Source organism: Nocardia sp. NPDC059229 (assembly GCF_042754165.1).
GTDB lineage: Bacteria > Actinomycetota > Actinomycetes > Mycobacteriales > Mycobacteriaceae > Nocardia.
Genome location: NZ_JBHZAK010000032.1, coordinates 1 through 21,362, shown reverse-complemented (window position 1 = coordinate 21,362; position 21,362 = coordinate 1). Strand labels below are relative to the sequence as shown.

General features: G+C 65.6%; 26 protein-coding genes and 2 pseudogenes. 11 read left to right on the top strand and 17 right to left on the bottom strand.

Translation table 11 applies throughout. The features are described 5' to 3' along the window. Positions 1–142: 142 nt before the first annotated feature. Positions 143–463 carry a hypothetical protein gene (locus ACFXHE_RS40235; RefSeq protein WP_379390387.1) on the bottom strand — a complete coding sequence of 107 codons (321 nt, stop codon included), beginning with the start codon at positions 461–463 and terminating at the stop codon, positions 143–145. Between the two features lie 444 nt (positions 464–907). Between ACFXHE_RS40235 and ACFXHE_RS40230 the strand changes: the two genes are divergently transcribed. After that, positions 908–1,393 (top strand): nuclear transport factor 2 family protein, encoded by a 486-nt coding sequence (locus ACFXHE_RS40230; RefSeq protein ID WP_379390385.1) that lies wholly within the window; start codon positions 908–910, stop codon positions 1,391–1,393. Continuing rightward, entirely contained in the window at positions 1,390–1,986 is a 597-nt protein-coding gene (locus tag ACFXHE_RS40225) for a TetR/AcrR family transcriptional regulator (protein WP_379390383.1), read from the top strand. Before ACFXHE_RS40230 ends, ACFXHE_RS40225 begins: the two co-directional genes overlap by 4 nt. A gap of 433 nt (positions 1,987–2,419) precedes the next feature. Here ACFXHE_RS40225 and ACFXHE_RS40220 read toward each other — a convergent pair whose 3' ends face one another. The 5 genes and pseudogenes from ACFXHE_RS40220 to ACFXHE_RS40200 all read right to left on the bottom strand — a co-directional run bounded on the left by ACFXHE_RS40220 (position 2,420) and on the right by ACFXHE_RS40200 (position 5,217). Further along, complete coding sequence (locus tag ACFXHE_RS40220; RefSeq protein ID WP_379390381.1) at positions 2,420–3,553, bottom strand: 3-keto-5-aminohexanoate cleavage protein; 1,134 nt, start codon at positions 3,551–3,553, stop codon at positions 2,420–2,422. A gap of 340 nt (positions 3,554–3,893) precedes the next feature. Next, positions 3,894–4,244 carry a hypothetical protein gene (locus ACFXHE_RS40215; RefSeq protein WP_379390379.1) on the bottom strand — a complete coding sequence of 117 codons (351 nt, stop codon included), beginning with the start codon at positions 4,242–4,244 and terminating at the stop codon, positions 3,894–3,896. A 58-nt stretch (positions 4,245–4,302) separates the two neighbouring features. Further along, positions 4,303–4,518: pseudogene (locus tag ACFXHE_RS40210) on the bottom strand (ATP-dependent DNA ligase); the annotation flags it as partial. 107 nt (positions 4,519–4,625) lie between these two features. Further along, on the bottom strand, positions 4,626–4,859 hold the full coding sequence (locus tag ACFXHE_RS40205; RefSeq protein ID WP_379390378.1) for a hypothetical protein: 234 nt from the start codon (positions 4,857–4,859) through the stop codon (positions 4,626–4,628). 61 nt (positions 4,860–4,920) lie between these two features. Continuing rightward, positions 4,921–5,217, bottom strand: coding sequence for a hypothetical protein (locus ACFXHE_RS40200; protein WP_379390376.1), 297 nt, complete (start codon positions 5,215–5,217; stop codon positions 4,921–4,923). 432 nt (positions 5,218–5,649) lie between these two features. Here ACFXHE_RS40200 and ACFXHE_RS40195 point away from each other — a divergent pair, with 432 nt between their 5' ends. Next, the gene (locus tag ACFXHE_RS40195) at positions 5,650–5,952 is read left to right on the top strand and encodes a hypothetical protein (protein ID WP_379390374.1); all 303 of its coding nucleotides are present in this window, start codon (positions 5,650–5,652) and stop codon (positions 5,950–5,952) included. A 26-nt stretch (positions 5,953–5,978) separates the two neighbouring features. On the opposite strand, the gene ACFXHE_RS40190 is transcribed toward ACFXHE_RS40195, so the two are convergent. Genes ACFXHE_RS40190 through ACFXHE_RS40180 form a run of 3 tightly spaced genes read right to left on the bottom strand, consistent with a single transcriptional unit; the run spans position 5,979 to position 8,895 of the window. Continuing rightward, positions 5,979–7,250, bottom strand: a complete 1,272-nt coding sequence (locus tag ACFXHE_RS40190) for a cytochrome P450 (RefSeq protein ID WP_379390372.1) — start codon at positions 7,248–7,250, stop codon at positions 5,979–5,981. Positions 7,251–7,264: 14 nt separating this feature from the next. After that, a complete protein-coding gene (locus ACFXHE_RS40185) occupies positions 7,265–8,656 on the bottom strand; it encodes an NAD(P)/FAD-dependent oxidoreductase (RefSeq protein WP_379390370.1) in 1,392 nt (463 codons plus the stop codon). Beyond that, on the bottom strand, positions 8,653–8,895 hold the full coding sequence (locus ACFXHE_RS40180) for a ferredoxin (RefSeq protein ID WP_379390368.1): 243 nt from the start codon (positions 8,893–8,895) through the stop codon (positions 8,653–8,655). The genes ACFXHE_RS40185 and ACFXHE_RS40180 overlap by 4 nt, the downstream gene beginning before the upstream one ends. Before the next feature lie 488 nt (positions 8,896–9,383). On the opposite strand from ACFXHE_RS40180, the gene ACFXHE_RS40175 reads away from it, so the two are divergent. The 3 genes from ACFXHE_RS40175 to ACFXHE_RS40165 all read left to right on the top strand — a co-directional run bounded on the left by ACFXHE_RS40175 (position 9,384) and on the right by ACFXHE_RS40165 (position 11,355). Continuing rightward, entirely contained in the window at positions 9,384–9,611 is a 228-nt protein-coding gene (locus tag ACFXHE_RS40175; protein WP_379390366.1) for an EF-hand domain-containing protein, read from the top strand. A gap of 407 nt (positions 9,612–10,018) precedes the next feature. Then, positions 10,019–10,603, top strand: a complete 585-nt coding sequence (locus ACFXHE_RS40170) for a CocE/NonD family hydrolase (RefSeq protein ID WP_379390364.1) — start codon at positions 10,019–10,021, stop codon at positions 10,601–10,603. A 377-nt stretch (positions 10,604–10,980) separates the two neighbouring features. Further along, on the top strand, positions 10,981–11,355 hold the full coding sequence (locus ACFXHE_RS40165) for a hypothetical protein (protein WP_379390362.1): 375 nt from the start codon (positions 10,981–10,983) through the stop codon (positions 11,353–11,355). Positions 11,356–11,450: 95 nt separating this feature from the next. Here the strand turns inward: ACFXHE_RS40165 and gcvH are convergent, their stop codons facing one another. The 3 genes from gcvH to ACFXHE_RS40150 form a co-directional block, all read right to left on the bottom strand. Beyond that, the gene (gene gcvH / locus ACFXHE_RS40160; protein WP_379390360.1) at positions 11,451–11,831 is read right to left on the bottom strand and encodes a glycine cleavage system protein GcvH; all 381 of its coding nucleotides are present in this window, start codon (positions 11,829–11,831) and stop codon (positions 11,451–11,453) included. Between the two features lie 332 nt (positions 11,832–12,163). Continuing rightward, positions 12,164–12,319, bottom strand: a complete 156-nt coding sequence (locus tag ACFXHE_RS40155) for a helix-turn-helix domain-containing protein (protein ID WP_379390358.1) — start codon at positions 12,317–12,319, stop codon at positions 12,164–12,166. Between the two features lie 478 nt (positions 12,320–12,797). Then, positions 12,798–13,151, bottom strand: a complete 354-nt coding sequence (locus ACFXHE_RS40150) for a hypothetical protein (RefSeq protein ID WP_379390356.1) — start codon at positions 13,149–13,151, stop codon at positions 12,798–12,800. A 420-nt stretch (positions 13,152–13,571) separates the two neighbouring features. Between ACFXHE_RS40150 and ACFXHE_RS40145 the strand changes: the two genes are divergently transcribed. The 3 genes and pseudogenes from ACFXHE_RS40145 to ACFXHE_RS40135 all read left to right on the top strand — a co-directional run. Continuing rightward, a complete protein-coding gene (locus ACFXHE_RS40145; RefSeq protein WP_379390354.1) occupies positions 13,572–13,850 on the top strand; it encodes a hypothetical protein in 279 nt (92 codons plus the stop codon). A 619-nt stretch (positions 13,851–14,469) separates the two neighbouring features. Further along, the gene (locus ACFXHE_RS40140) at positions 14,470–15,438 is read left to right on the top strand and encodes a hypothetical protein (protein WP_379390352.1); all 969 of its coding nucleotides are present in this window, start codon (positions 14,470–14,472) and stop codon (positions 15,436–15,438) included. Between the two features lie 678 nt (positions 15,439–16,116). Next, positions 16,117–16,512 (top strand): annotated as a pseudogene (locus tag ACFXHE_RS40135) (oxidoreductase); the annotation flags it as partial. A gap of 312 nt (positions 16,513–16,824) precedes the next feature. Here the strand turns inward: ACFXHE_RS40135 and ACFXHE_RS40130 are convergent. The 4 genes from ACFXHE_RS40130 to ACFXHE_RS40115 all read right to left on the bottom strand — a co-directional run bounded on the left by ACFXHE_RS40130 (position 16,825) and on the right by ACFXHE_RS40115 (position 19,580). Continuing rightward, positions 16,825–17,115, bottom strand: coding sequence for a hypothetical protein (locus ACFXHE_RS40130; RefSeq protein WP_379390350.1), 291 nt, complete (start codon positions 17,113–17,115; stop codon positions 16,825–16,827). Between the two features lie 53 nt (positions 17,116–17,168). Then, entirely contained in the window at positions 17,169–17,642 is a 474-nt protein-coding gene (locus ACFXHE_RS40125) for a Zn-ribbon domain-containing OB-fold protein (RefSeq protein ID WP_379390348.1), read from the bottom strand. 284 nt (positions 17,643–17,926) lie between these two features. Further along, the gene (locus ACFXHE_RS40120; RefSeq protein ID WP_379390452.1) at positions 17,927–19,084 is read right to left on the bottom strand and encodes an epoxide hydrolase family protein; all 1,158 of its coding nucleotides are present in this window, start codon (positions 19,082–19,084) and stop codon (positions 17,927–17,929) included. Between the two features lie 175 nt (positions 19,085–19,259). Continuing rightward, positions 19,260–19,580, bottom strand: a complete 321-nt coding sequence (locus ACFXHE_RS40115) for a putative quinol monooxygenase (protein WP_379390346.1) — start codon at positions 19,578–19,580, stop codon at positions 19,260–19,262. Between the two features lie 432 nt (positions 19,581–20,012). Here ACFXHE_RS40115 and ACFXHE_RS40110 point away from each other — a divergent pair, with 432 nt between their 5' ends. Then, entirely contained in the window at positions 20,013–20,861 is an 849-nt protein-coding gene (locus tag ACFXHE_RS40110; protein ID WP_379390344.1) for an LLM class F420-dependent oxidoreductase, read from the top strand. 54 nt (positions 20,862–20,915) lie between these two features. Here the strand turns inward: ACFXHE_RS40110 and ACFXHE_RS40105 are convergent, their stop codons facing one another. Next, positions 20,916–21,104 (bottom strand): hypothetical protein, encoded by a 189-nt coding sequence (locus tag ACFXHE_RS40105; RefSeq protein WP_379390342.1) that lies wholly within the window; start codon positions 21,102–21,104, stop codon positions 20,916–20,918. Between the two features lie 139 nt (positions 21,105–21,243). Here ACFXHE_RS40105 and ACFXHE_RS40100 point away from each other — a divergent pair. Next, positions 21,244–21,362: transposase (locus tag ACFXHE_RS40100; RefSeq protein ID WP_379390451.1), on the top strand; the 119-nt coding region annotated here is incomplete at its 3' end.

The following is a 21,362-nucleotide window of genomic DNA, read 5'->3' as shown; positions in this document are numbered from 1 at the left end:
GCGCCACCGAACAATGCCTGGTCGCAAGGACGCTGGGCGAACATGCCTGACGTGTGTGACGTGCACAAATGATCCGGATGCCAATCTGGGGGTCAAGTGGTCGCAGGTTCAAAAGATAACGACGTCGCCCCAGCCCTGATATTCATCGGACGATCTTTGACCAGCGTTCGTGAGCCGACTGGCGAGTGATGTTCGCTGCCTGGGCGATTGCTTCCCAGGAGGCGCCGGCGGCACGGGCGCGGGTCACGGCCTCGACGCGCCGCTGCTCGGCGTCCTTGATCTCCGCGGTGATGAGCGCGACCTCGTGAACCGCGGTGGCGGGGGCAATGTGCTTTTCCCACTCGACCATCAGCACGTCGTCGAAGTCGTCGCTGAGCGAGTCCGGGCTGTAGGCGCGGTATGCGGTGAGATCTGCTCGGCGTCGGTGGCCACGCGCCGCCACAGCGACCCCCGCCAGCCGCATTCACAGACCGGCTGCCATCCGGCGACTTCGCTGTCCGGCCGTTCGACTTCTTCCACCGCGCAGGGGATGCCGACTCCCGAAACCATCTGCAGTCACGGCTTACCGCCGGATTTCGGCCGTTTGGACCTCATGAGCCTATACCGAGCGGGGCCGGTTTCCGCGCGTGCGGGCTGAAATCCCTGATGCCGCAGTCGATTACATCGCGCCAGGTGGATGCGGAACGGACCGGGATCGCCATGGGCCACCTGGTTCGTCGACGCAACCTCACTGAGAGAGACAGCCGAACAACGACGTTCCGGCTGTTGCGGCCATCGCTCGACGTGGGGTGGACGGTTGACCTCTTCAGCCCGTGGACTATATATTATGCCATATGACATAATACGTTGAGCTGGAGGGGTTCTCGTGAAATCCACACCTGTCGACCATCGTCCCTATCCTGAACGGGTGCGCGACCCGGGGCACTGGGTAGAGCTGTTCACCGCGGCCTTCGCCGCCGGTCGTTTCGATGCGGTGGCCGACCTGGCCCTGGTGACGCATCCGGATTACGTTGCGGTGCAGCCGGGAACGCCACCGGCGGTGGGGCCGGCGGGGCTGCTCGACTTCTTCGCGCGGGTCTACGCGTTGGCTCCGGACATGCGTGGAGAGGTCCTCGCGGCCAATGTGTTCGACGGTGGCGTGTACATCGAGGTGCGGCTCACCGGGACCGTCGGTGGCAGGCCGTTGACGTGGGATGCCTGCGACCGCTTCTGGTTCGAGGACGGTCTGGTGCGCGGCCGGGTGACCTACCTGGATCCTCTGCCTCTCTTCGCCGCGATCGCGTTGCGACCCCGGGGCTGGGGCCGCTGGTGGAGGTCGGGGCTCGGCTTTCCCGCGCGCGGCATCTCCGCACAGCTCGATCCTCGCCGGACCCTGACCGGACGGCAGCGATGAGCCCACGCCGTTCCGATGCGCGCGAACGCATGCTGACCAGCGCCATCGCCCTGATCCGCCGCGCCGGTGCGTCGGGCACCAGTCTCGATGAGATCCTCGCCCACAGCGGCGCACCACGCGGCTCGCTGTACCACCACTTCCCTGGCGGACGTGACCAACTCATCCAGGAGGCGGTCGATATCGCCGGAGGCGGTATCAACCGAATCCTCGGCGATGCCGGCGAACGCAGCCTGGTCGAGGTCTTCGATTCTTTCGCCGGCGCCTGGCGCGAAAGCCTGATCTCCGGCGAATTCCGTTCGGGCTGCCCCATATTGGCGGCCGCCATCGAATCCGCCGACCGCACACCAGGTGTGGTCGACGCAGCCGGCCGGGCCTTCACAGCCTGGCGCACCGCCTTGGAGTCGGTGCTGCGCGACCACGGCGCGGCACCGGCCACAGCCCGACGCTTGTCGAACCTAGCTGTGGCAGCGATCGAAGGCGCAGTGGTGCTCAGTCGCGTCGATGGGTCGATCGACCCGGTCGACGACGTGATCCACTCCCTACGCCCCCTGTTCATCGATGTAACCGAGCCCGACCAGCCCGGCCCGCGCTGACCGCGTGCCACCCGTCCAGGCCGTCGTCATATCTTGGCGCCCGAATCGTCAAGCCCCGCATCGATCTTCCGCCAGGGTCGATGGTCGTGATCAACGAACCCGGCGGCACGACGTTGGCGTTGGGGTCCCGGTGGAACTCGCCGAGAATCCAACGAGGTTCTACCCGGACCCAGACCTCCCTCATCAGGGGGTTGAGGGACAGATTTGCGAAAAGTCACGCTAAGCGGTTTGGCTATCGATCCAGCGTGCTGCCGCGGATAAATTCTGGAGTCGACCGCGCGGGCGAGCCCTTGGCGCGACGGAACCGCCTGGCAGCCCACCTCTGTGAGATCCGGCGCTAGGCGGGTACCGCAGATGTACTGCTCTTATGTGCGGTAGATGCCTTAGCGCTGCTTTTCGCACCGACGTTCTCCACGCCCTGTAAACACCACAGTCAGAGGATGTCGCGTGGATCGGCGAGTCCGGCTGCGGCTGCGGCGTGGACTCTGCCTTCTTCCTCGAAGGTGTGGAAGCCCTCGTAGGTGAGGAAGCCGCGCTGGCCTTCGTCACGGTTGGGTGGTAGCCCGAGGTTGAACAGTGTCTCCTCAGCGGTGTTGTACCAGGTGCCGAGCTTGAGGATCTGCCGTGTCTGCTCAGGGGTCGCGATCGGTCGGCCGAGCTCCTCGGCGATGCGCACCATCTTGCGGATCATTTCCACGGTGGTGAACCTCTGGCCCTTGACCGGACCCCACAGGTTTTCTTCGATTCCGGCACGGACGTGTTGACCGAGCGCGATGCATACCGCCGAGATCGGATATACGAGCCGGAACATCGACTGGTAGGTGAAGACCGATCCCTGCGGAGCGCGGCGTATGAGTTCCATCAGGTCGAAGGGGTTCGAGCCGGTCGAGCCGCCGCCGACCATGCTGTAGAACCCATTGACCGGACCTGCGTACAAGCCCTGCCGGATCAGCCGTTCGACGATCTCGAGACCGTGCACATGCGCGAGCGCGAAGTAGGGCTGAATGCCGTTCTCGCGCAGGCGTCTGAGGTTTTCGATGTAGAACTCCGGCGTGGCGTCGGCGACCATTTGCGAGTACTGCCACATGACGTGCGAATCAGCCAAGTGGGTGCCCTCGACATCGTCGACGGTCAGCATCGAGGTGATGTCGTACTGCGTGGAGCCGACGGTCACCGTGACCTGGTCGGGCTTGGGGTCCAGCTCGGTCAGCATGTGCCTGGTGTCATAGCTCTGCCATTTGGCGACGGCATCGCCCTCGGGGGCAAACGAGATGGAGCCGCCGACTTGCAACACCATGTCCGGCACGGCCTCACGCAGCCGGCCGATCTGCGCGCTGTAGTCGTCGAAGTTCTTGGAAATCTTGCCGGTTTTCGGGTCACGGACGTGGATGTGCAGCAGGCGGGCGCCGGCCTCGAAGCAGTCGACGGCTTTCTGGACCTGCTCATCCCAGGTCACCGGGATGTCTTCGGGATAGTCCGACGGAACCCACACCGGCCCGTAGGGGGCCGCGGTGATGATCAGCGGTGCCTGGTTCTCGGGAAGCAGTGATCGATCGGTGAAGTACATGTTCTCGCCTCCGAAACTCTCGGTCGAGATACGTCACCCTCGCGGATGATGATCGCTGTACTGCTATGTCCCATCCTATGGCCCCACTTTTCGGGGGCGGATAACGGTGACGCCCGCCGCCCGAGTGATCGCGATTCGCGATGTTCTGTCTCTAAAACGATCGCTTTCGAGATCCGTTGTGCGGCAGCCAGCGTCGCTGGATGGATCGGTCTTGGAACCCCGTCTCCGAATCAACGTTTCCAGTGCCCGGGCTGCGGGCCACGCCCTCTACGGCCAGCTTCCGATGAAGCCTGTTCCGGGAGCGTTCGGAAAACGATGGCCAACCGCCCGCGGCGGAGGGTCAGTTGTGTTCGGGAACCGAAATTTCCGCTGGTGAGCGGTCGAAGCGGAGTCCGCGCCAGGACGGGTGGCGCAGGCCGGTGGCGGTGCGTTCGCGGTAGGCGACATCACCGACCAGGTGCGGGGCGACCCAGTGCGCGGTGGCCGTGATCGATGCCGGGATCTCACCGGTGACCGGCGGCGCGGGAACGGCCAGGGCCAGCAGCTCGCGTTGCAGCGAGCGGCGGGTGGTGTCGTTGAACCCGGTCCCGACCGCGCCGAGCAGCACCAGCCGCCCCTGGTTGTCGTGGGCGGCGACGAGCAGGGACCCGAACATCTCGCTGTGGGTGTGGCCGGCCAGCCAGCCGACCACCACCACCTCGGCCGACCGGCGCAGCGGGAATTTGCGCCAATACCTGCGAGCGCCCGGCCCGGTAGGTGCTGTCCACGCGTTTGGCGATGACGCCCTCGATGTCGTGGGCGGCGGCGACCGCCAGCATCCGCGAGACCGGGATGTCGAGGTAGGACGGGCAGAGCAGAACATGCCCGTGGGGCAGGCCCAGCCGCTCGAGGCGCTCGCGGCGGTCCAGGTAGGTCAGCGTGCGCAGGTCCCGATCGCCGAAACCCAGCAGATCGAACACGTACAGGCACGCCGACCCGCGCCCGGATCAGCGCTGGGCTCGGCCGTGTCACGCCCAGGCGGCGCCCGATACGGGAGAACCGCGGCACCCCGTCGCGGTCCGGCGCCACGAGTTCACCGTCGAGGGTGATCTCCCGCCCCCGCCGCCAGCGCCGCCAGGGCGTGGGAGATCTCGGGGAACGCGGCGGTGAGGGAGTTGCCGTTGCGGCTGACCATGTGGCAGACGCCGTCGGAAATCCATGCCAGGCAGCGGATTCCGTCATACTTCCATTCGTAGGCATACCGGGTGTCGTCGGCGGCGGGCGCGGGCCCGGCCGTGGCGAGCATCGGCGCCGGATGGCGCACCATACCCCGAACCTACCCGGGAAAGATACCGAACGGTCGCATCATCATGATGCTCCGGGATCTCTTACTCCTGGTGGAGTTCGTCCCGGATCAGGACCCGGACCCGCTGGGCGCTGGGGCAGGGTGGCTGCTGTTGTCTACCGTGGCGCTCAGGTAGTCGATGCCCGTCACAGAGTTCCAGTCCTTGATTCCGCTCAGCGAGCCGGTGCCGACCATCGGCCGAGGATGCCGACGCGGGAAGCGCGACTGTGGGTGTGTCCAGCAGAGCGTGCAGACGGGCGATGAAGACGTCGATGCTGCCGTAGCGCGCGAGGACCTGCGCGAGCAGCTCATGCGCGGTCGATCCCATCAGATCGGTCATTTCACCCCATTAAGGTTCACCGACCGGTCGGGCCGGTTCTGCCCGGCATTCTGCACGACAATCTCGACCACTTAGCTAATTTCTAGATATCGCTGACCTCCCGTGCCTGGGCACTCTCGATTCGTGCCATCAGAGCGGTATTCGGGCTGCTCCAGCACAGGAACTCGATACGGTTCGGTGCGGGTGAGCCGATCGTGAAGCGTGGCGGGAATCAGGGTGCGGTTATCGCGCCGCATTCTCACGTCGGATCATCCGACCGGGGTCACAGTGGACGACTCCGGAATCGATGCCCCGCTTCGCCAACTCCGAGCGGCGCATCGTGCTCGGCAGCCGGGTGGATCGGCCCGCAGACTCTTCCTATCCACCCGGCCCGAGCAGCAATGGGACCGTCACAGCGGAAATGGTCGCTCGAGGGGAAGTGCTGGAGTGCAGATGTTCATCAGCGGCCGGGTCAGCCGCTGCGGCGGTGAGGCCCACGTCGTCATCGGTGCACCGCGGCCGGTCGCCGGGTGCGCCCGCGATGACAAGGTCTGCCACGTCGAAATCCGGCGGGCGGGCACCGTCGTGCGACTGCACCCCCAGCCGGGTTCCATGCAGGCGGCACTCGACAACGCGCTGTGTGAGGTCACCCAGCATCTGGGCATCGACCTGCCGGCGTTTCTCGCACACGTCGCGATCGGGCCCGCGGTGCACGAGCCCCAGCCCGCCAGCCCTGGCATCGACAGCCACCTCTGAACCCCGATGCCCAGAACCCGGGCTGCTCAGTCGGTGATGTGGTCGAAGTCGATGAGCAGGTGTTGGGGGCCGCGGAAGATTTGGCTTCGCCGATAGGGTGGCGGGTCGACGACCAGGCGGGGTGTGGCGACGCGGCGTAGGAAGGTTTCCAACGCCAGGTTGACTTCCAGTCGTGCGAGCGGGCCGCCCAAGCAGGTGTGGATGCCGCTGCCCCAGCCGAAGTGTTCGTTGTCGGGGCGGTGGAGGTCGAATCGGTTCGGGTTGGCAAAGCGGTTCGGGTCGCGGTTGGCGGCGGCGTAGACCAGGTGCACCGCTGCCCCTTTCGGGATGACGGTGCCGGCGATGTCGATATCGGCGGTGGCGCTGCGGCTGGGGAAGAACTGCACCGCCGCCTGCAGCCGCTGGACCTCTTCGATCGCGCGTGGGACCAGCTCCGGTCGGCTGCGGACCTGGTCGTAGGATCCGGGGTTGCGCAGCAGCGTCATCACACAGTTGGCGATGGTATTGACCGTCGAGTCATGACCGGCGACCAGCAGAAGCACCGCATTGGACAACACCTGTTCGGCAGGCATCGGACCATCGGGGCCCTGGTCGTGAATCAGTTTGGACAACAAGCCCTGCCCAGGCTCGCGTTGGAGCTGCTCGATCAGGCCGGCCAGATAGTCCATGAGCGCGTCACGGCTTGCGCGGGACTTCTCGGCGCGGGCCCTGCCCTGCTCGGTAGTCGCATCCGGGCCCAGATCGATGCCGGTCAACATGTCGCGGATCCAGGAATGGAACATGGGTTCGTCTGCGAGCGGGACCCCGAGGATCTTGCAGATCACCATCACCGGCACCGGGTAGGCGTAATCATCGACCACATCCAGCCGGGTCCTGCCAGTGGCCTCGATGCCGTCGAGCAGCTGGTTGCACAACCGCACGATGTCGGGCTCCATGCCGGGGATGACATCGGGTGAATGTGGTGGGCCGAAGTGGCGGATCACCTGTCGGCGCGCCCGATCGTGCTCGGGGGGATCGGAGACGATGATGCTCGGCCGGCGACCGTAGGCCTGCATGTCCTCGGCGCCCGGCTCGGAGTCGGCACCCGAGGTCAGGGTGGCTCCCAGCGGGCTGCGGCTGATATCGGAGCTGACCCGGGGGTCGTGCGCCAGCGTCAGTAGTTCCTGATAGCCGGTCACGACGTACAGGTTGTCGGCAACTCGCGCCACGGGGGTCTGGCGCAGTTGGTCGAAGAACGGGTACGGGTCGGCGCGGTGTTCGTATTTCATCGCCTCCGCCCAGACCATCGCTGCAGTCATGCTGGCTCCCTTGGTCAATGGAACTCGGCGCCCCGTGAGGTGGGGTCGTGACCGGTCAGCACCACATCGGGAATCTCGGTCGGCACTCGTGGATCGGGGAAGCGGGCCGGCATCGGTGCCGGGTCGGGCGCTTGGTCATAGCCCGGCGGCGGTGGCGGGAACGGTGCCGAGCGCTCGATCATCGCCGCGTAGTACGGCAGCCACTTGCCATGGTTGAACGTCACCGCTCCGACGATGCGGCCGCGGTGGCCGTACGCCGCGGCGAAGCGATAGTCCTCGGGAGACCCCTGGGTGAACACGATCTCATCGCCGAACGAGCACACCCCCACGCCCTTGATGTTCACCCCGAATTGGCCCGACCAGAACGAGGGCAGCGGCAAGTGCGGTCGCCGCTCGGTCTCCAGGTTGATCATGTTGTTCGCGGCGACCTGCGCCCCGCACACCGCGTTGTCCCAGTGCTCCATCGAGATGAACTGATACCCATACAGCACGTGTGGCTGACGCGCGACATCCCCGGCCACGAAAATGTTGTCGGTCACCACCCCGTTGATGTCGAACGCGCGACAACCCGCATCGCAACCGACTCCCCAGAAACCGGCGGCCAACCCGGCACCTGCCAGCCACTCGACGTTGCGGATCGACCCCAACGACGCCACCACCACATCGACATCGAGCGTGGTTCCATCCGAGAGCCGGGCCCGGCGCACATGCCCGCCGGCATCGCCGTCGAGGGCTTCGACCGACACGCCGGTGCGCAGGTCGACTCCGGCGCCGCGCTGCATCCGGGCGGCGATGTCGCCGATCACCCCGCCCAGCGGCCCCACCAGCGGCCCGCCTCCGCGCTCGGCGACGGTCACCGGCAACCCCAGCTCGCAGCACACCGAAGCCATCTCGGAGCCGACAAACCCCGAGCCGACGACGAGAACCCGTTTCGGGCTCGAATGCAGTGCAGCTTGCAGCCGGGCCGCGTCATCGCAGGTGCGCACCGTGAACACCCCCTGCAGCGCGGCCTCGGCCGGGTTGAACCACGGCCGTGCGCGAACGCCGGTAGCGATGAGCAGCCGGTCGTAGGGCACCGCGTCTCCGGTGGCCAGCAAAACCTGTTTGTTCACCCGGTCCAAACCGGTCGCGGCCACACCCAGCCGCCACTGCGCGTCGATGTCCCGCATGCGGGGAAGCTTGGTGTGATCGGCGCGAACCCAGCCCTTGAGGACTTGCTTGGACAGCGGCGGGCGGTCGTACGGTTCGTGCGACTCGTCACCGATGAGGGTCAAAGGCCCACAGAAGCCCTTGTCCCGCAACGCCTCCGCGGCACGAAGCCCGGCCAGCGACGCCCCCACGATTACGATCCGGCCCTCGGCCCGAAACATCCTGACCAGGTCCGCGGCCAGCGACGCGGTGCTCATGCCGCAGGCTCCGGCCCGTCTGGAGTAACAGGCTCCGGCCCGTCGGGGGTATAGGTCTCCACGACGATCGCCTGGACCGGGCACGCCGCCGCCGCTCTCAAGACGCGCTGGCGCTGTGCGTCATCAGGGTTGGGGTCATACGCCAGCGCCTCCTCACCCAGCATTTCGAGCACATCCGGTGCCAGCGGAACGCACTGCGCGTACCCCTGACACCGATTCAGATCAACCACGATGCGCATACCCTCAGCTCCTCATCCGAACCATGTCCCGATGTGGCCACCCCCGTGAAAACCGCTGCGGGCAAGAAGACCGCCTACGCCCCGCAAGGGTCGACGTGAACTCCCAGAAGACGATCACGCCCCGAAGCACCGGCGCCGGGCGGGCACCTCACAAAGGATTCGTAGCACCCGATACAAAAGATTCGTAGACCCGATACCGATGGTCCAGCCACTCGCCGGGGCTCAGCACCACTCTCCCCAACTCCCTGATAGAGGCGTTCGGAAGACGATCAGCCCGAATGTCGGGCAACCCGCTGGCATGTGCTCATGGCCACCCTCCGAGGCCATGAGCACATGCGGGCCGGGAGCTCGTGCACCGGTGATTCGGTTCGTTTCGATTCCCGTCAATCCGGGCGCCCCAGCAAACTTTCCGCGTACGCTCAGTGCTGCTCGATGACGAACGAAGGTGTGGCTGTTCAGTTGGTAACCACCCGGCAGAGGAGACGGGCATGGACCTGGAGGAGCAGATCATCGCCATCCGGGAGGAGTTCGACCAGATCGATACAGACCACGACGGCTTCATCACCCTCGACGAAGCAATGGCGTGGGGTATGACCCAGCGCGAGGGAGTGCGGGACACCTTTGAGCGCCATATTCAGCAAGACCGCTCAGGGAACGGGAGGGTCTCCTTCGAGGAGTTCCTGCGCTACAAGGGAATAACCGACGACGACGAATAGCCCCCGCGCGGCACCGGCGGCACTGCCAGACTGAGCAGTGTCGTCTACCCGGGCACCGCAAACCGGACGAGCGTTCGGGTGGTGGTGTTGCGATGCGCCTGCACGCATTGTCTGGATTGCGGTGTCCGAAGAATGGGCGCGGGCAGGCGCATCGACCCCACGAGTGATGGAGCTGGCAGGTATTCGGCTCCCCAGCGGGCCCGGACGGTGACAACATGGGGCGCGGTCCTGACCGATCGTGCCGAGTTCATTCCGCGAAAGCTACCGGGACCCGCCCAGGCTGGAAAGCTGAAAACCGTTCCCGCAGTATCGAAGTCGCGCTTCCGACGCGTGTCCCTGTGGTTTCCTCGGTGTGGGAACGTATCCGCAAATTCGTCATCATCACTGCTACGGAAGGCTGCATAGTCATGACTGTTGGCGGAACACCAGAGAAGACGACCGCGCTCAGTGCCGAAGATCTCGCCAGGTTGGGGGCGATCCGCGAGGCGCTGTTGGACCCGTCGCCGCGACGGATCGGCCGTCTGGACCAGTGGGGCCTGGCCGACGAATACGAGACCTACACGGAGGTCGCCCAGTACAGGGAGGTCTCGATCGCCGGGGCAGACGGGGCAAAGCTCGACGTGGCGCTGAGCGTTCCGCTCAACCCCGCCCCCGGGCAGCCCTACCCCGCAGTCATCCTGCCCGCCCCGCCGATCAGCAACGGATACTTGGCTTACCTCGACGTGTTCCCGCGCTGGGCCCGCAACGACTACGTCGTCCTGGACTACAGCCGGCGCGACCCAGCCGACTCCACGGGCGGGACCCGCGTCGCCGGACCGCAGGACGTGGCCGACGCCATCGCGGTTGTCGATTGGCTGGCCGAACACGTGGACGTCGATCCCGACCGGATCGGTTTCTTCGTCTCCTCCGACGGCTTCGGGGCGAGCCTGCTGTCGTCCGCGAAGGACCGGCGAATCAAGGCCATGGCCAAGTCCGACGTCCCCTGGGGCTGACCCCCACGGCCCGCCTCGGGACCACTGGCCTATGTGAGCCGCAACCGATCACGAGAGCTGCCCCGGACCTCAGGTCCGGGGCAGCTCTCGTTTCTGTCGGCACGAAGGTTCGGTGAGTTTCATGCCGGGCGGCGCGGGCGAGCCGGTCGGCGATGTCGTCAGCACCCGGAGTCCACGCCCCGAGGCGTCGATAGCGTCGAGCTGCTGGTGGGTGCCTCATCATCCTCTCCACCCGGATCTGAGTCCGGCACGGCGGCACTCACCGCGAATCAGGGTGCCTGAGCGGAAGAATTCCGGGTTCACCCCGATGCGCGCCAAACCTCCTGCGCGACAAGCTGAATCCCGGGTCGGGACACTGTCGATAAGGAGTTACACGCATGGCTCAACGGTTGCTGGTCGGTCTGGGTACTGCCGCTCTGATCGCCGCTGCGGCTGGCGCGCTCGCCCCGGCGGCGAACGCCACGGACCTGGCCGAAGGGGTGTCGTGCAACGATCGCAGTTGCCGCAACGACACCGACGACGTCTACCGCGTGCAGGCCCGGGTGCAGTGCACGGGCACCGTTGGCCCACACGAGACCTCGTTCTTGGTCAACAGCCACTCCACCCAACAAGTCAGTGCCTCATGCCCGGACGAGTGGTTGTTACGCCACCACGGAACCATGGACTGGAACAGTGTGACGGGCATCGACTACCTCAGCGCCACGGTCGACAACAGCAGCCGCCGCCCGGCTCCGGCACCCAACGGGTCCTGATCCGGACGATGTCGCCCCGAGCCCGCACCGCGGAGGAAGGTGGGCTCTGCGAGCCGGTGCCGGCCACCGGCCGAGGGCGCCGCGCAGCAGGGTGGTCACCCGACCAACCTCTTGTATGCGGCGGCGTCGAGCAGAGCGTTGGTGGAGGTACCGGCCGCCAGCTTGATCTTGAACAGCCACACGTCGTACGGGTCGCTGTTCACTTCCTCGGGCGCGTCGGCCGCGTCGATGTTGATCGCGACGACCTCGCCGGTGACCGGGCTGTAGATGTCGGAGGCGGCCTTGACCGATTCCACGACGCCGATGGCGTCACCGGCCTTGACCTGCTTGCCCACCGAGGGCAGCTCCAGGAACACGATGTCCCCGAGGGTGTTCTGGGCGTGGTCGGTGAGGCCGATCGTCAGTATTCCGTCTGCTTCGGTACGCACCCACTCGTGCTCGTCGGTGTATTTGAGGTCGGCAGGAATATTCGACATGACATAGCCCCCTGATGTGCAGTCTGATCACTTGGTAGCACCATGTCATGTCGAAGCGTCAGGTGTCGGCTTCCGGGCGCAAGTGTCGGGGTGGATCAGCGTGTTGTGGCGGCGACGGTGGCCGGCCGGGTCTGGCTCGGCCCGCGCCAATGATTCGAACGGGCGGAGTGTCGGTCTGGGCATGCCGACAGCCGTTCGGAAAACGATGGTGGGCCGAACGCAGGCACGGCTGCTCTGTGTCTGGTGTTCTCGCAGGTCGAGGTGTTCGGAAACCCGTTCGTTGGGGCGGCGTCTCGGGCGCCGAACGTCGGGAATCGAACCGGCGGTGGGAATTAAGCGGCGATCTCCCGGGCAGACCGACCCCTTGCCAGGCCGCGAGATATCTCCTCTCGCTCGGCCATCGTCAAGTATTGGATGCGTCGCCGTGATGGCGACCGGCGGATCCCTCCGGCCTGCAAGAGGAACCGCCGGACGTGTTGCAGTGACATCTCGAGGGATCGAGCTATCGCACTGAGCGATTCGCCAGCCCGCCACCGGCGCCACAACTCGTCCTGACGAGCAGCCGACATTCCGTATTTCCCGCACCCAAACCTCCACGCTGACATGATCATTCACGCGGTGATGCAGCGATCCCTTGAACCCACCATGGTCGACTGAACGCGAGCGGCCCCACCCTGGACCTCCACTCCTCAGCGTGAACCGGTGTTCGGGAGCTCGTTCGTTTACTGATCGCGGCCACCCGCGAGCCGATGTGCTCGCGCCTCGTCACGCGGGTGGCCGCGGATGCGCTAATGCGTGCTGGTCCAGATGATCGCCACGGCGGCGATGGACCCGACGGTGATGCACAACAGCGGAAGCCGCCGGGACCCCATCAGGTCAGCTTGAATGGTTGAAGGCCGATCTGTCGAACTTCGGTGTGGTGGGAGGCAAACCCCCTCACCGTCAGTCATCCGATCGGTCACGTCCCTACAAGCGGCTGACGTTGTTCGTGCCGGCTGCCGGAGACACTTTGTGCATCGCGAAGAAACGGTGGCCGCCGCCGGACTGGAACTCGACCCGGTACTTGAATCCGGTGTTGCTCGCTATCCACAGCTCGTCGTCGGTCCAGAAATCATCGCTGGTGGCACCGGAATCCAGAGTGAACAGGTAACGATACTTTCCGCCGGCTCGCCGGAGGATCGTGATGCCGACGGGGTAATCGTTGTACAGCTTGCACGTCGGCGCACGAGACCCGTCTGGTTCATCGGGCTCCTTTCCGCCCAACTCCGACAACGGCACGAACAGTTCCTCGCCTTCGCCTTCCAAGTTGATCTCGGTCACTTGCGCCTCCCTCGGTTGTGTGCCCTTGAACAAGGAATCAGCGGCGCGAACGCTGGCCGGATAACGCGTTGAGCCGCGCCAGCTCGGTTGTGAAGACCCGGCCGAACAAGTATGAGCCCGGTTCACAACACCCCACCGGCCGTTCGGTCAAATGGGACGCCCGACCTGGCGCAGCGGCGTCGGCGCTCGTCATCCTCGGCGGATCGCGGATCACCACTGGGGGGTGAAAGTAAGAATCGCGTCAGGTGGTACATGAAGCCGCTGAAATGCCTTGCGGCAAAACGCCGCCGCGCTTTCATTGCGTCGGTCGACCAGCGGTTTCAGTAGGTTCCGGGCTTGCCGGCCGGGCAAATCGGGCGTCCTCGTCGCGCCTCGTCGCGCCTCGGCCGCGGAGGGCGTGGGTGGCGCTACGGTTCCGCCATGATGCTGCTGCAGCCGCCCACGATCGCGTCCGCGCGGGAGAAGGGGATGATCCTCGATGTGGCCGCTCTCGGCCGCCACGATCCCCTCGGTGCCGACATCCCGTACGTGCGCGCCACCGACGGCTGGATGTTCGAGCTGCCCGAAGAGTTGCGGGAGTGGGCGACGTTCGTCATCGGAGGCAATCTGCACAACCTCCAGGCCGGATACCCGTCGGAGTTCCCGTGTCGGATCGAATTCGGGGTGCGCGACGGCCGCATGTACGCCGAGATGCTGTAGCTCGCACAGAGGCCGAAGACCGGGAGACACGCATGTACCAGGCGACACAATTCTTACCGGCCCCTACCGGGCAGGAACACCCGCGGGCCCGCACTACCAACCGTGGACGGACGAACTCCAACTCCGATGACCCCTTCGAACGCGACAACCCCGGGCGGCGCCTATCCGCCCGGGGTTGTCGCTGTGTGAGGGTATGTCGCCCCGCCCTCGATGACGTTCCGGCCTCTCACCCCATACCTGCCCCCACCCGCAACTCAACGACCGGATCAGGGGGACCTGGGTGTGACTCGCAGCCGTAGATGGCGGTGTTCTCGCAGCCTCAGGTGGCGTCGATGTTCGAAATACGCGACTGCACCAGTAGCGAACCCCTCGATCGGGACGGGCGCCGCGCAACCTGCTGTGGCGCTGTCAAACCCAGTGTTGCGCTAACCCATTGAGACCACAGGCATGAGTGCATGTTGCTTGGCGCATGAAGCGCAATAGCGTGCGATTCTTCCTTGCTACCGCTTCTACTCGACGGAGCGAGTGCGGATCGCCTGTTGGCCGGTTGGCACTGCAGATGTAAGTCCCCATCGATAGGATCTGCCGCATGTCGATCGGGGTGGGAGCAGTTCATCGGATGCATAGGTTGCTGTCGAGCGCATGTGCGGCGGCCGCTGTGGCCGGACTGATGGCGACCGCTCCGGTCGCGCACGCCGAGACCGATGGCGCTTCGTGCGCGGAGGGCTGGCAAGCCGATATTCTCGCGTCGGGTCTGGGTGGTCTGGAGAATCTCGAGCCCGACGGGGGCGGCGGCTTCTACGTGTCCGGCATTGTCAGAGGCGTCCTGTACCACGTCGATTCCAGCGGCGAGGTCACCACGCTGCTGTCGAGTCTGGACAATCCGGCTGGGTTGCGGCTGGTCGGTGACGATCTGTACTTCCTGACCGGCGACGGCACCGCGTTCACCGGCACCGGCACCCTGCGGCGCTACAACGTGACCACCGGCGCGGTGACCACGCTGTTGACCGGGCTGGTTCAACCCAACGGGTTGCTGCTGCTTCCCGACGGGGACCTGCTCATCTCCCACCTGTCGATTCCCATACCGGTGGGCATGAGCCGGTATCGGCCGTCCACCGGTGAATTCACCCCGCACTGGTCGAATACGCCCTACCCCAACGGTATTGCGCTGACAGCGGACCAGACAGCCATCTACACCGAGAACGACTTCACCTCGCAGGTGCTGAGGATTCCGCTGGATGCGCCGACGGCCGCCACTGTGGTCGCCGGCGTTCACGACGGCCTCTTCCCGGGCCTCGACGACATGGAGGCCACCCAGGCCGGGCAGCTCTATCTCGCTGGCGACACCTCCGGCAGTGTCTACAGCATGGATCCGGTGACGGGCGCCACCTGCGCCATCGCTACCGGCTGGCAGACCTCGAGCCCGATGCTGCCCAACGGCCCGACCTCGGTCCGGATCGCCCGCAACGGACAGGGCTGGGCGCTGTATGTCACCAGCATCGACGGCAACCTACGCCGCCTGCGTCCCCCGCCCGGCGTCGACCTCACACCCGTACTCGCCGACACCGACGTCCGTACCCCTGGCTGAGCCTGAATCGCGCGGCCGTGTAGCGGATACATGGTCACAGTAGGCCCCGACCGCACGCTCATCGGCTATCGCAGGACGCACCTGAGAGGCGGCCGGGGCAGGGGAACCGAGGTCAGAAGAGGGTGTCGCGGGGTCCCGGTAGTAATCGCCGAAATCCAACGAAATTCGTTCGCCCGAATCTGCTGGCCGCCGAGAAGTTTCCATACGTGGGCGCGTTCGGCCGCGAGGTCGATCGGCGCGTCGGCGAGGGTGTCGAGCAGCTCCACCAAACGCCTCGGCATGCTCTGCCGGGGCGTTCGGAAAACGATGGCTGGAAGCCTGGGATCGAAGATCAGTTGGCCCTGGGGATCGTGACCTCCCCCGTGCGCGGTCGAATCGCAGTCCGCGGCGCGACCCAGCGCGCGGGGACCGCGATTGACGACGGGCACAGTGCCGGCCTGGCCGACATTCGTAGCACCGCAAGACATGAAATTTGCAGTATCCGAAACATTTACGCTTCACTATCGCGCGGCGCTATGTTCTGGGCGGTCCCAACATCGGGACCTGCTGAACAGGAGAATTCATGGCCGCCGACATCGGCATACGGAAGCTGATCATGTGGACCGTCACGGGCTGACGGCCGCAGTCGCCACCACCCTCACGGCCGCACCCGCCTCGGCCGACTTCCACGCACCCGAAGCGATCGCCACCCTGGGCACATGGCTGGAACCCGGGGCCCAGACGTATCACGTGCTCAACCCGCACGACGACGGCGTCGGGCTCGACGAATACGTCGACTGGCTCATCGACGCCGGCCACCCGATCGAACGGATCGGTGACTACCACGATTGGCTGGACCGGTTCGAGACCGCCATGCGTGCCCTGCCGGACCGGCAGCGCCGGCATTCCGTGCTGCCGCTGCTGCACTTCTACCAACAACCCGACAAGCCGCTGCACGGAGCCCTCGCAACGGCCGAACGGTTCCACACCGCGGTCCAGGAGGCGAAAATCGGCCCGGACAAAGACATCCCACACATCACCGCGCCGCTCATCGTCAAATACATCACCAACCTGCAACAGCTCGGACTGCTGTAACAGCGGAGCGGCGGGGGCATCCAGACGGATCCTGCGCGACGGCGCGACAGGGTGCAGGGGCGAGAAAGGGTCACCCCGGCATCTTCAGACCGGGGTGTTCACGGGCGAGCGCTCCGTCCGAGGCGTGCGCCTTCCCAAGTGAATCCGCACGGTGAGTCCGGAGACTTATTGGTGTGACAGCGCGGCGACCCGACGAGAAGTCGCGGAAGTATTGGCGGGCAACTCGGGCTGGACTAGCGGCGGCGAGGGTCCAACGTCGAACTGAGGCGATACCAGGAAGGCCGGCCCATCCGACCAGACCGGGGTGATCGGTCAGGGGCGGACTTCTTGTACTGCGGCTTCGGCTCGTGCCTCGAGGATCGCGAGCAGGACCATGCGGCACACGGGCATGTCAGACAGGTGTCCGGGGAGCGTCAGCACGGTGTGTGCCTCGGCGCGCCGGCATTCCTGGACGAGATCGACGAACGCCGGCGGCAGTGTCGCGTTCTGTGGTGCCAACTCGTGGAATACGGTGCCCAGTGCATACCCGAGTGATCTGGCGGCAGCCCGCAGTATGTTGTCGGCGGACTCCGAGTCGCGGTCACTGAGCAGATCGTCGCGCACGTATCCGTAGGCAAGAGGTAATAAAGCAGTCATCGAAGTACACGGCTTGCCATTTAGGTCGCAGCCGCCTCCGGCCGGTCGTTCCCATTCGCAACGGTTTCGCGGGACACACGCCAGAACGGTGGCTGCCGTGGATCGGCGTCGACTGTGAAGACCGGAAACCTGTTCTGGCGGGGACTCGGCTGGAAGTGCACACGCACCGGCCCGGTGTAGATCAGCGGGACTTCATCTTCGATGGAGGCGTAGACCCATGGGCCCTCGTCGAGTTCGACGATGGCGATCGTCAACGGCGTCAACTCGCCGTGCGGAAAACTCATGCGACGCACCGCCCGCCACGAGACGATCAAACCGGCGCCGGACGAGGGCACCCACTCGAGATCCTCGGACGCGCAGGCCGAACACGCCGTGGTCAGCGGCGCGAAGACCTTATCGCAGGCCGCACAACGCCGGATCGTCAACGTGTCTTCGACACAACGGGCGCTGTCGTCGCTGACACCGTCTGGGGGCTGGGCATTCGGTGGGAACATGAAAGCCTCCGCGCAATGGTGCTGGTGGATTTCGTGTCAGCATCGCCTGTCCGGGGGACTCCCACGAGGGTCGAATGGCCGGGGGCATACCTATTTTCCCGAGCGGGCCTCCGTCGGCGCACGCGTAACAACAGGTCAGTCCACGAATCGCCGTACGGCGCTGCTGGACGCAGCCCTCGACATCGTCGGCACGCAGAGGCGGGCCGCACTCACGGTGCGCGGGGTGTGCGAGCCACACACCGTCCATTGTGGAACAGCTGCTGAGACACGCCGTACGGGAAACGTCACACGCGAATCGACCCTGGCAGGAGAGCGGCCAGCCCTGCGCGCACCTCGGCGATGAACTCGGCAGGAGCCTCGTAGGCAGCGAAATGGCCACCCCGCACCGGCGTGCCGTAGTAGCGCAGGTTGGTATAGCGGGTCCGCGCCCAGCGCTCGGACATCGCGACGTTGTCCGCGGGAAAGAGAGAGTACGCGGACGGCGCGGGCACCTCGTCGAAGCTCCCCAAACTCGACGCGAGCGAATCCCAGTACAGGCGCGCCGATGAGGCCGCCGCAGCACACGTCCAGTAGACCATCACGTTGTCCAGCAACTCGTCCTTCGTAAAGGAATTCTCTATGTCATCGCCGCAGTCCGACCACGTTTTGAATTTCTCGACGATCCAGGCGAGCTGGCCGACCGGCGAATCGGTCAGGCCGTATCCGAGCGTTTGCGGCTTGGTCCCCTGCTCGATCGCGTATCCGACCTCGGCCTTGCTGGAATTCTCGATGCGCGCGAGGTAGCGCTGCTCCTCTTCGGTCGGCCCGCCGAGCTCCGTGAGCTTCGCCGGATCGGCGAGCGCCCAGTTGACGTGGATCCCGATCAGCTTGGCGGGATCGGCCAGCCGCCCGATCGCCGAACTGACCTGCGCTCCCCAGTCGCCGCCCTGAGCTGTCCAGCGCTCATAGCCGAGCCGGTCCATCAGCTCGATCCACGCCCACGCGATCTTCTCGACATTCCAGCCGGTCACCGTCGGCTTGCCGCTCCACCCATAGCCCGGGAGCGACGGAATCACCAGATCAAGCGCGTCGGACGCCTTCCCGCCGTGACTGACCGGATCCACAAGCGGATCGATCACCTTGACGAATTCCATCACCGACCCCGGCCAGCCATGCGTCATGATGCACGGCGTCGCCCCGTCAACAGGCGAGCGGACGTGCAGGAAGTGGATGTCGACTCCGTCGATCGTCGTCGTGAACTGTTCGTAGCGGTTCAGCTGATCGGCGACACGCCGCATCTCGTAGGACTCCGCCCAGTACCCCGCGAGGTCCTGCACGTAGGCTTGTGGAATTCCCATCGACCAGTCGTCGACGGGCTCCCTTTCGGGCCAGCGCGTCCGCGCCAGCCGCTCGCGGAGGTCATCGATCACCGCGTCGCTGATCTCGACGCGGAATGGACGGATCTCGGTCATGTCGCTCCCTACTATTGGTTGTTGTGTGCGTGGGCCTCGAATCGCATCGACTTCTATCGTTTGTTCGCGAATGTGCGCTGTATATGAGAATTCTTCGACACTCAGGTCCGCGGCTGTTTGGCAATACGTGTCCACCCCAGGTCGTGGGTGGCCTCGGGTCGCATGTTCAGCGGTTGCGTAGCGCGATCCCCTCGCCCTGGAAGACCTCTTCGTAGTAATGGATGACCAGCGGCTGGGTCAGCATCGCTTCGAAGGTGGCGGTGAAGCCATGCTCGGTACGCCAGTCGAGGTAGTCGGTGTAGTTGTGCCGCTCGGTCCACCGGGTCAGCCCTGCGACATGGTCGACGTCATCCTCGTCGCGCAGGATACGGATGTCCTCGCATCCTGTGTGCTCGAGGCTCGCCCCGAGGATCTCCAGGAGGAGTTTGGCCACGTCATCGCCGCGGCCTGGCCGGGCGAAGAACTCGGTCACCACAGTCGTGCTCATCGGATGCTCCCTTCGTGGTGTTCGCGGCGTCCGTTACGCGGACTGCGGGGCGTGCTGATTGGACATGGCGGGTACCTCGCCGGTCAGGTTCTGTGGCTTCATCGTGGCCATCCCGTCCAGTCGTGTGTGCAGGCCCGCTGCGGGGCGTGAGTACCACGCTCGACCGTCCGGTCACCGGAGTGTCAACCCCGGCTGTGCACTGGACCCTCCCGTAACGGGAGAGTTGATACTGGAACCATGCGCGAGGGCCTGACGATCGGCGAGTTCTCCCGGGTGCCCCGGGAGACCCCAACCTGAGTGCTGAACACCAGTGCACCGCCGCCTCGACGGTGATTTCTCCGGCGGCGTCGTCGATCTTCAATTCCGATTCACGTTGCGGGACGGGCGCATTGGTGAACCTGGTCATCGAGCACTGAGAGAGGAGACAGCACAATGATCACACTCGGTAGATATGGAGCCTGGCTCCACCCCGTGTACGACGATCCCAGCCGCATCGGCTACGCGGTCGAGGCCGAGGCGCTGGGATACGGCGCCGTGTGGCTCGGCCTCGGTCAGCGTGACGAGAGCGAGCTCCGGTTGGTCGAGCAGGTCCTGGACGCGACCAGGCACGTCGTCGTGGCGACCGCGATCGTCAACATGTGGACCAACGACCCGACCACGCTCGCCAAGTCCTGTGACCGCCTGGAGGCTCGCCATCCTGGTCGTTTCCTGCTGGGCATCGGACTCGGCCACCCGGAAACGGTGACCGGCTATCGTTCCCCGTACCAGCACATGGAATCGTTCCTCGACGCCCTCGACGCCGAAGGACATCCCCGGGATCGTCGCGTCCTCGCCGCGCTCGCACCGCGAACGCTGCGCCTGGCCACCGACCGCGCCGCCGGAACCCACCCATATCTGACGGTGCCCGGCCACACCCAGCAAGCCCGCCGCCTCCTCGGCCCGGGCCCGCTGCTCGCCCCCGAGCACACGGTGGTCGTCGACACGGACCCCGCGGAGGCTCGCCGGCGTGGCCGCGCCTTCGTCAGTAATCCCTACTTGCGACTCTCCAACTACGTCAACAACCTCCTGCGGCAGGGCTACGACGAGACCGACGTCGCAGGCGACGGGAGCGATCGTCTGATCGACGACCTGATCCTGCACGGGACGCCGGAAACGATCGCCACTGGATTGGCCGGCCACTTCGCTGCCGGCGCGGACCACGTCGCCATCCAGGTCCTGCCCGGAGAAGGCGAAGGGCCCATGCCGGGTCTACGAACCCTCGCTGGTCAACTGATCAGCTGAAGGTGGCTCGGCGCGAAGGCCAGGTGCCGGGAACCGCAGTGTCGGTCAGCGACCCTATTGCTTGGACATGGACAGCTGCGGCGAGCTGGAACGTCGGGCGCCACTGATGGTGTACAGGGCCATGCCGGCGGCGATCATCATGATCGGCCACGTGATGAGGCTCAGCGGGCCGGCGAATAGTGGGTCGGGAGCGTGGTCCGAAGCGGCGGTGAGTTGCGGCAGCGGCAGTGCGAACTCGTTCAACCCGAGGTGGGCTGCGACCGCTGGCCAGACCGAGTGCGTGCGTATCCGGATCACAGCGATAATTGCGCCCGCTGAGGCTTCCCCCGAATAGTGGACACCGATTTGGCAGGACCGAAGGTCCTGCTGGAAGGATGTCTCCATGCCTCCTCGTAAGCGCCGGTCATTCACGACCGAGTACAAGGTCGAGGCTGCCCATCGGGTGATCGATTCCGGACGCACGATCGCCGACGTTGCCCGGGAACTGGGCTTGAACGAGGG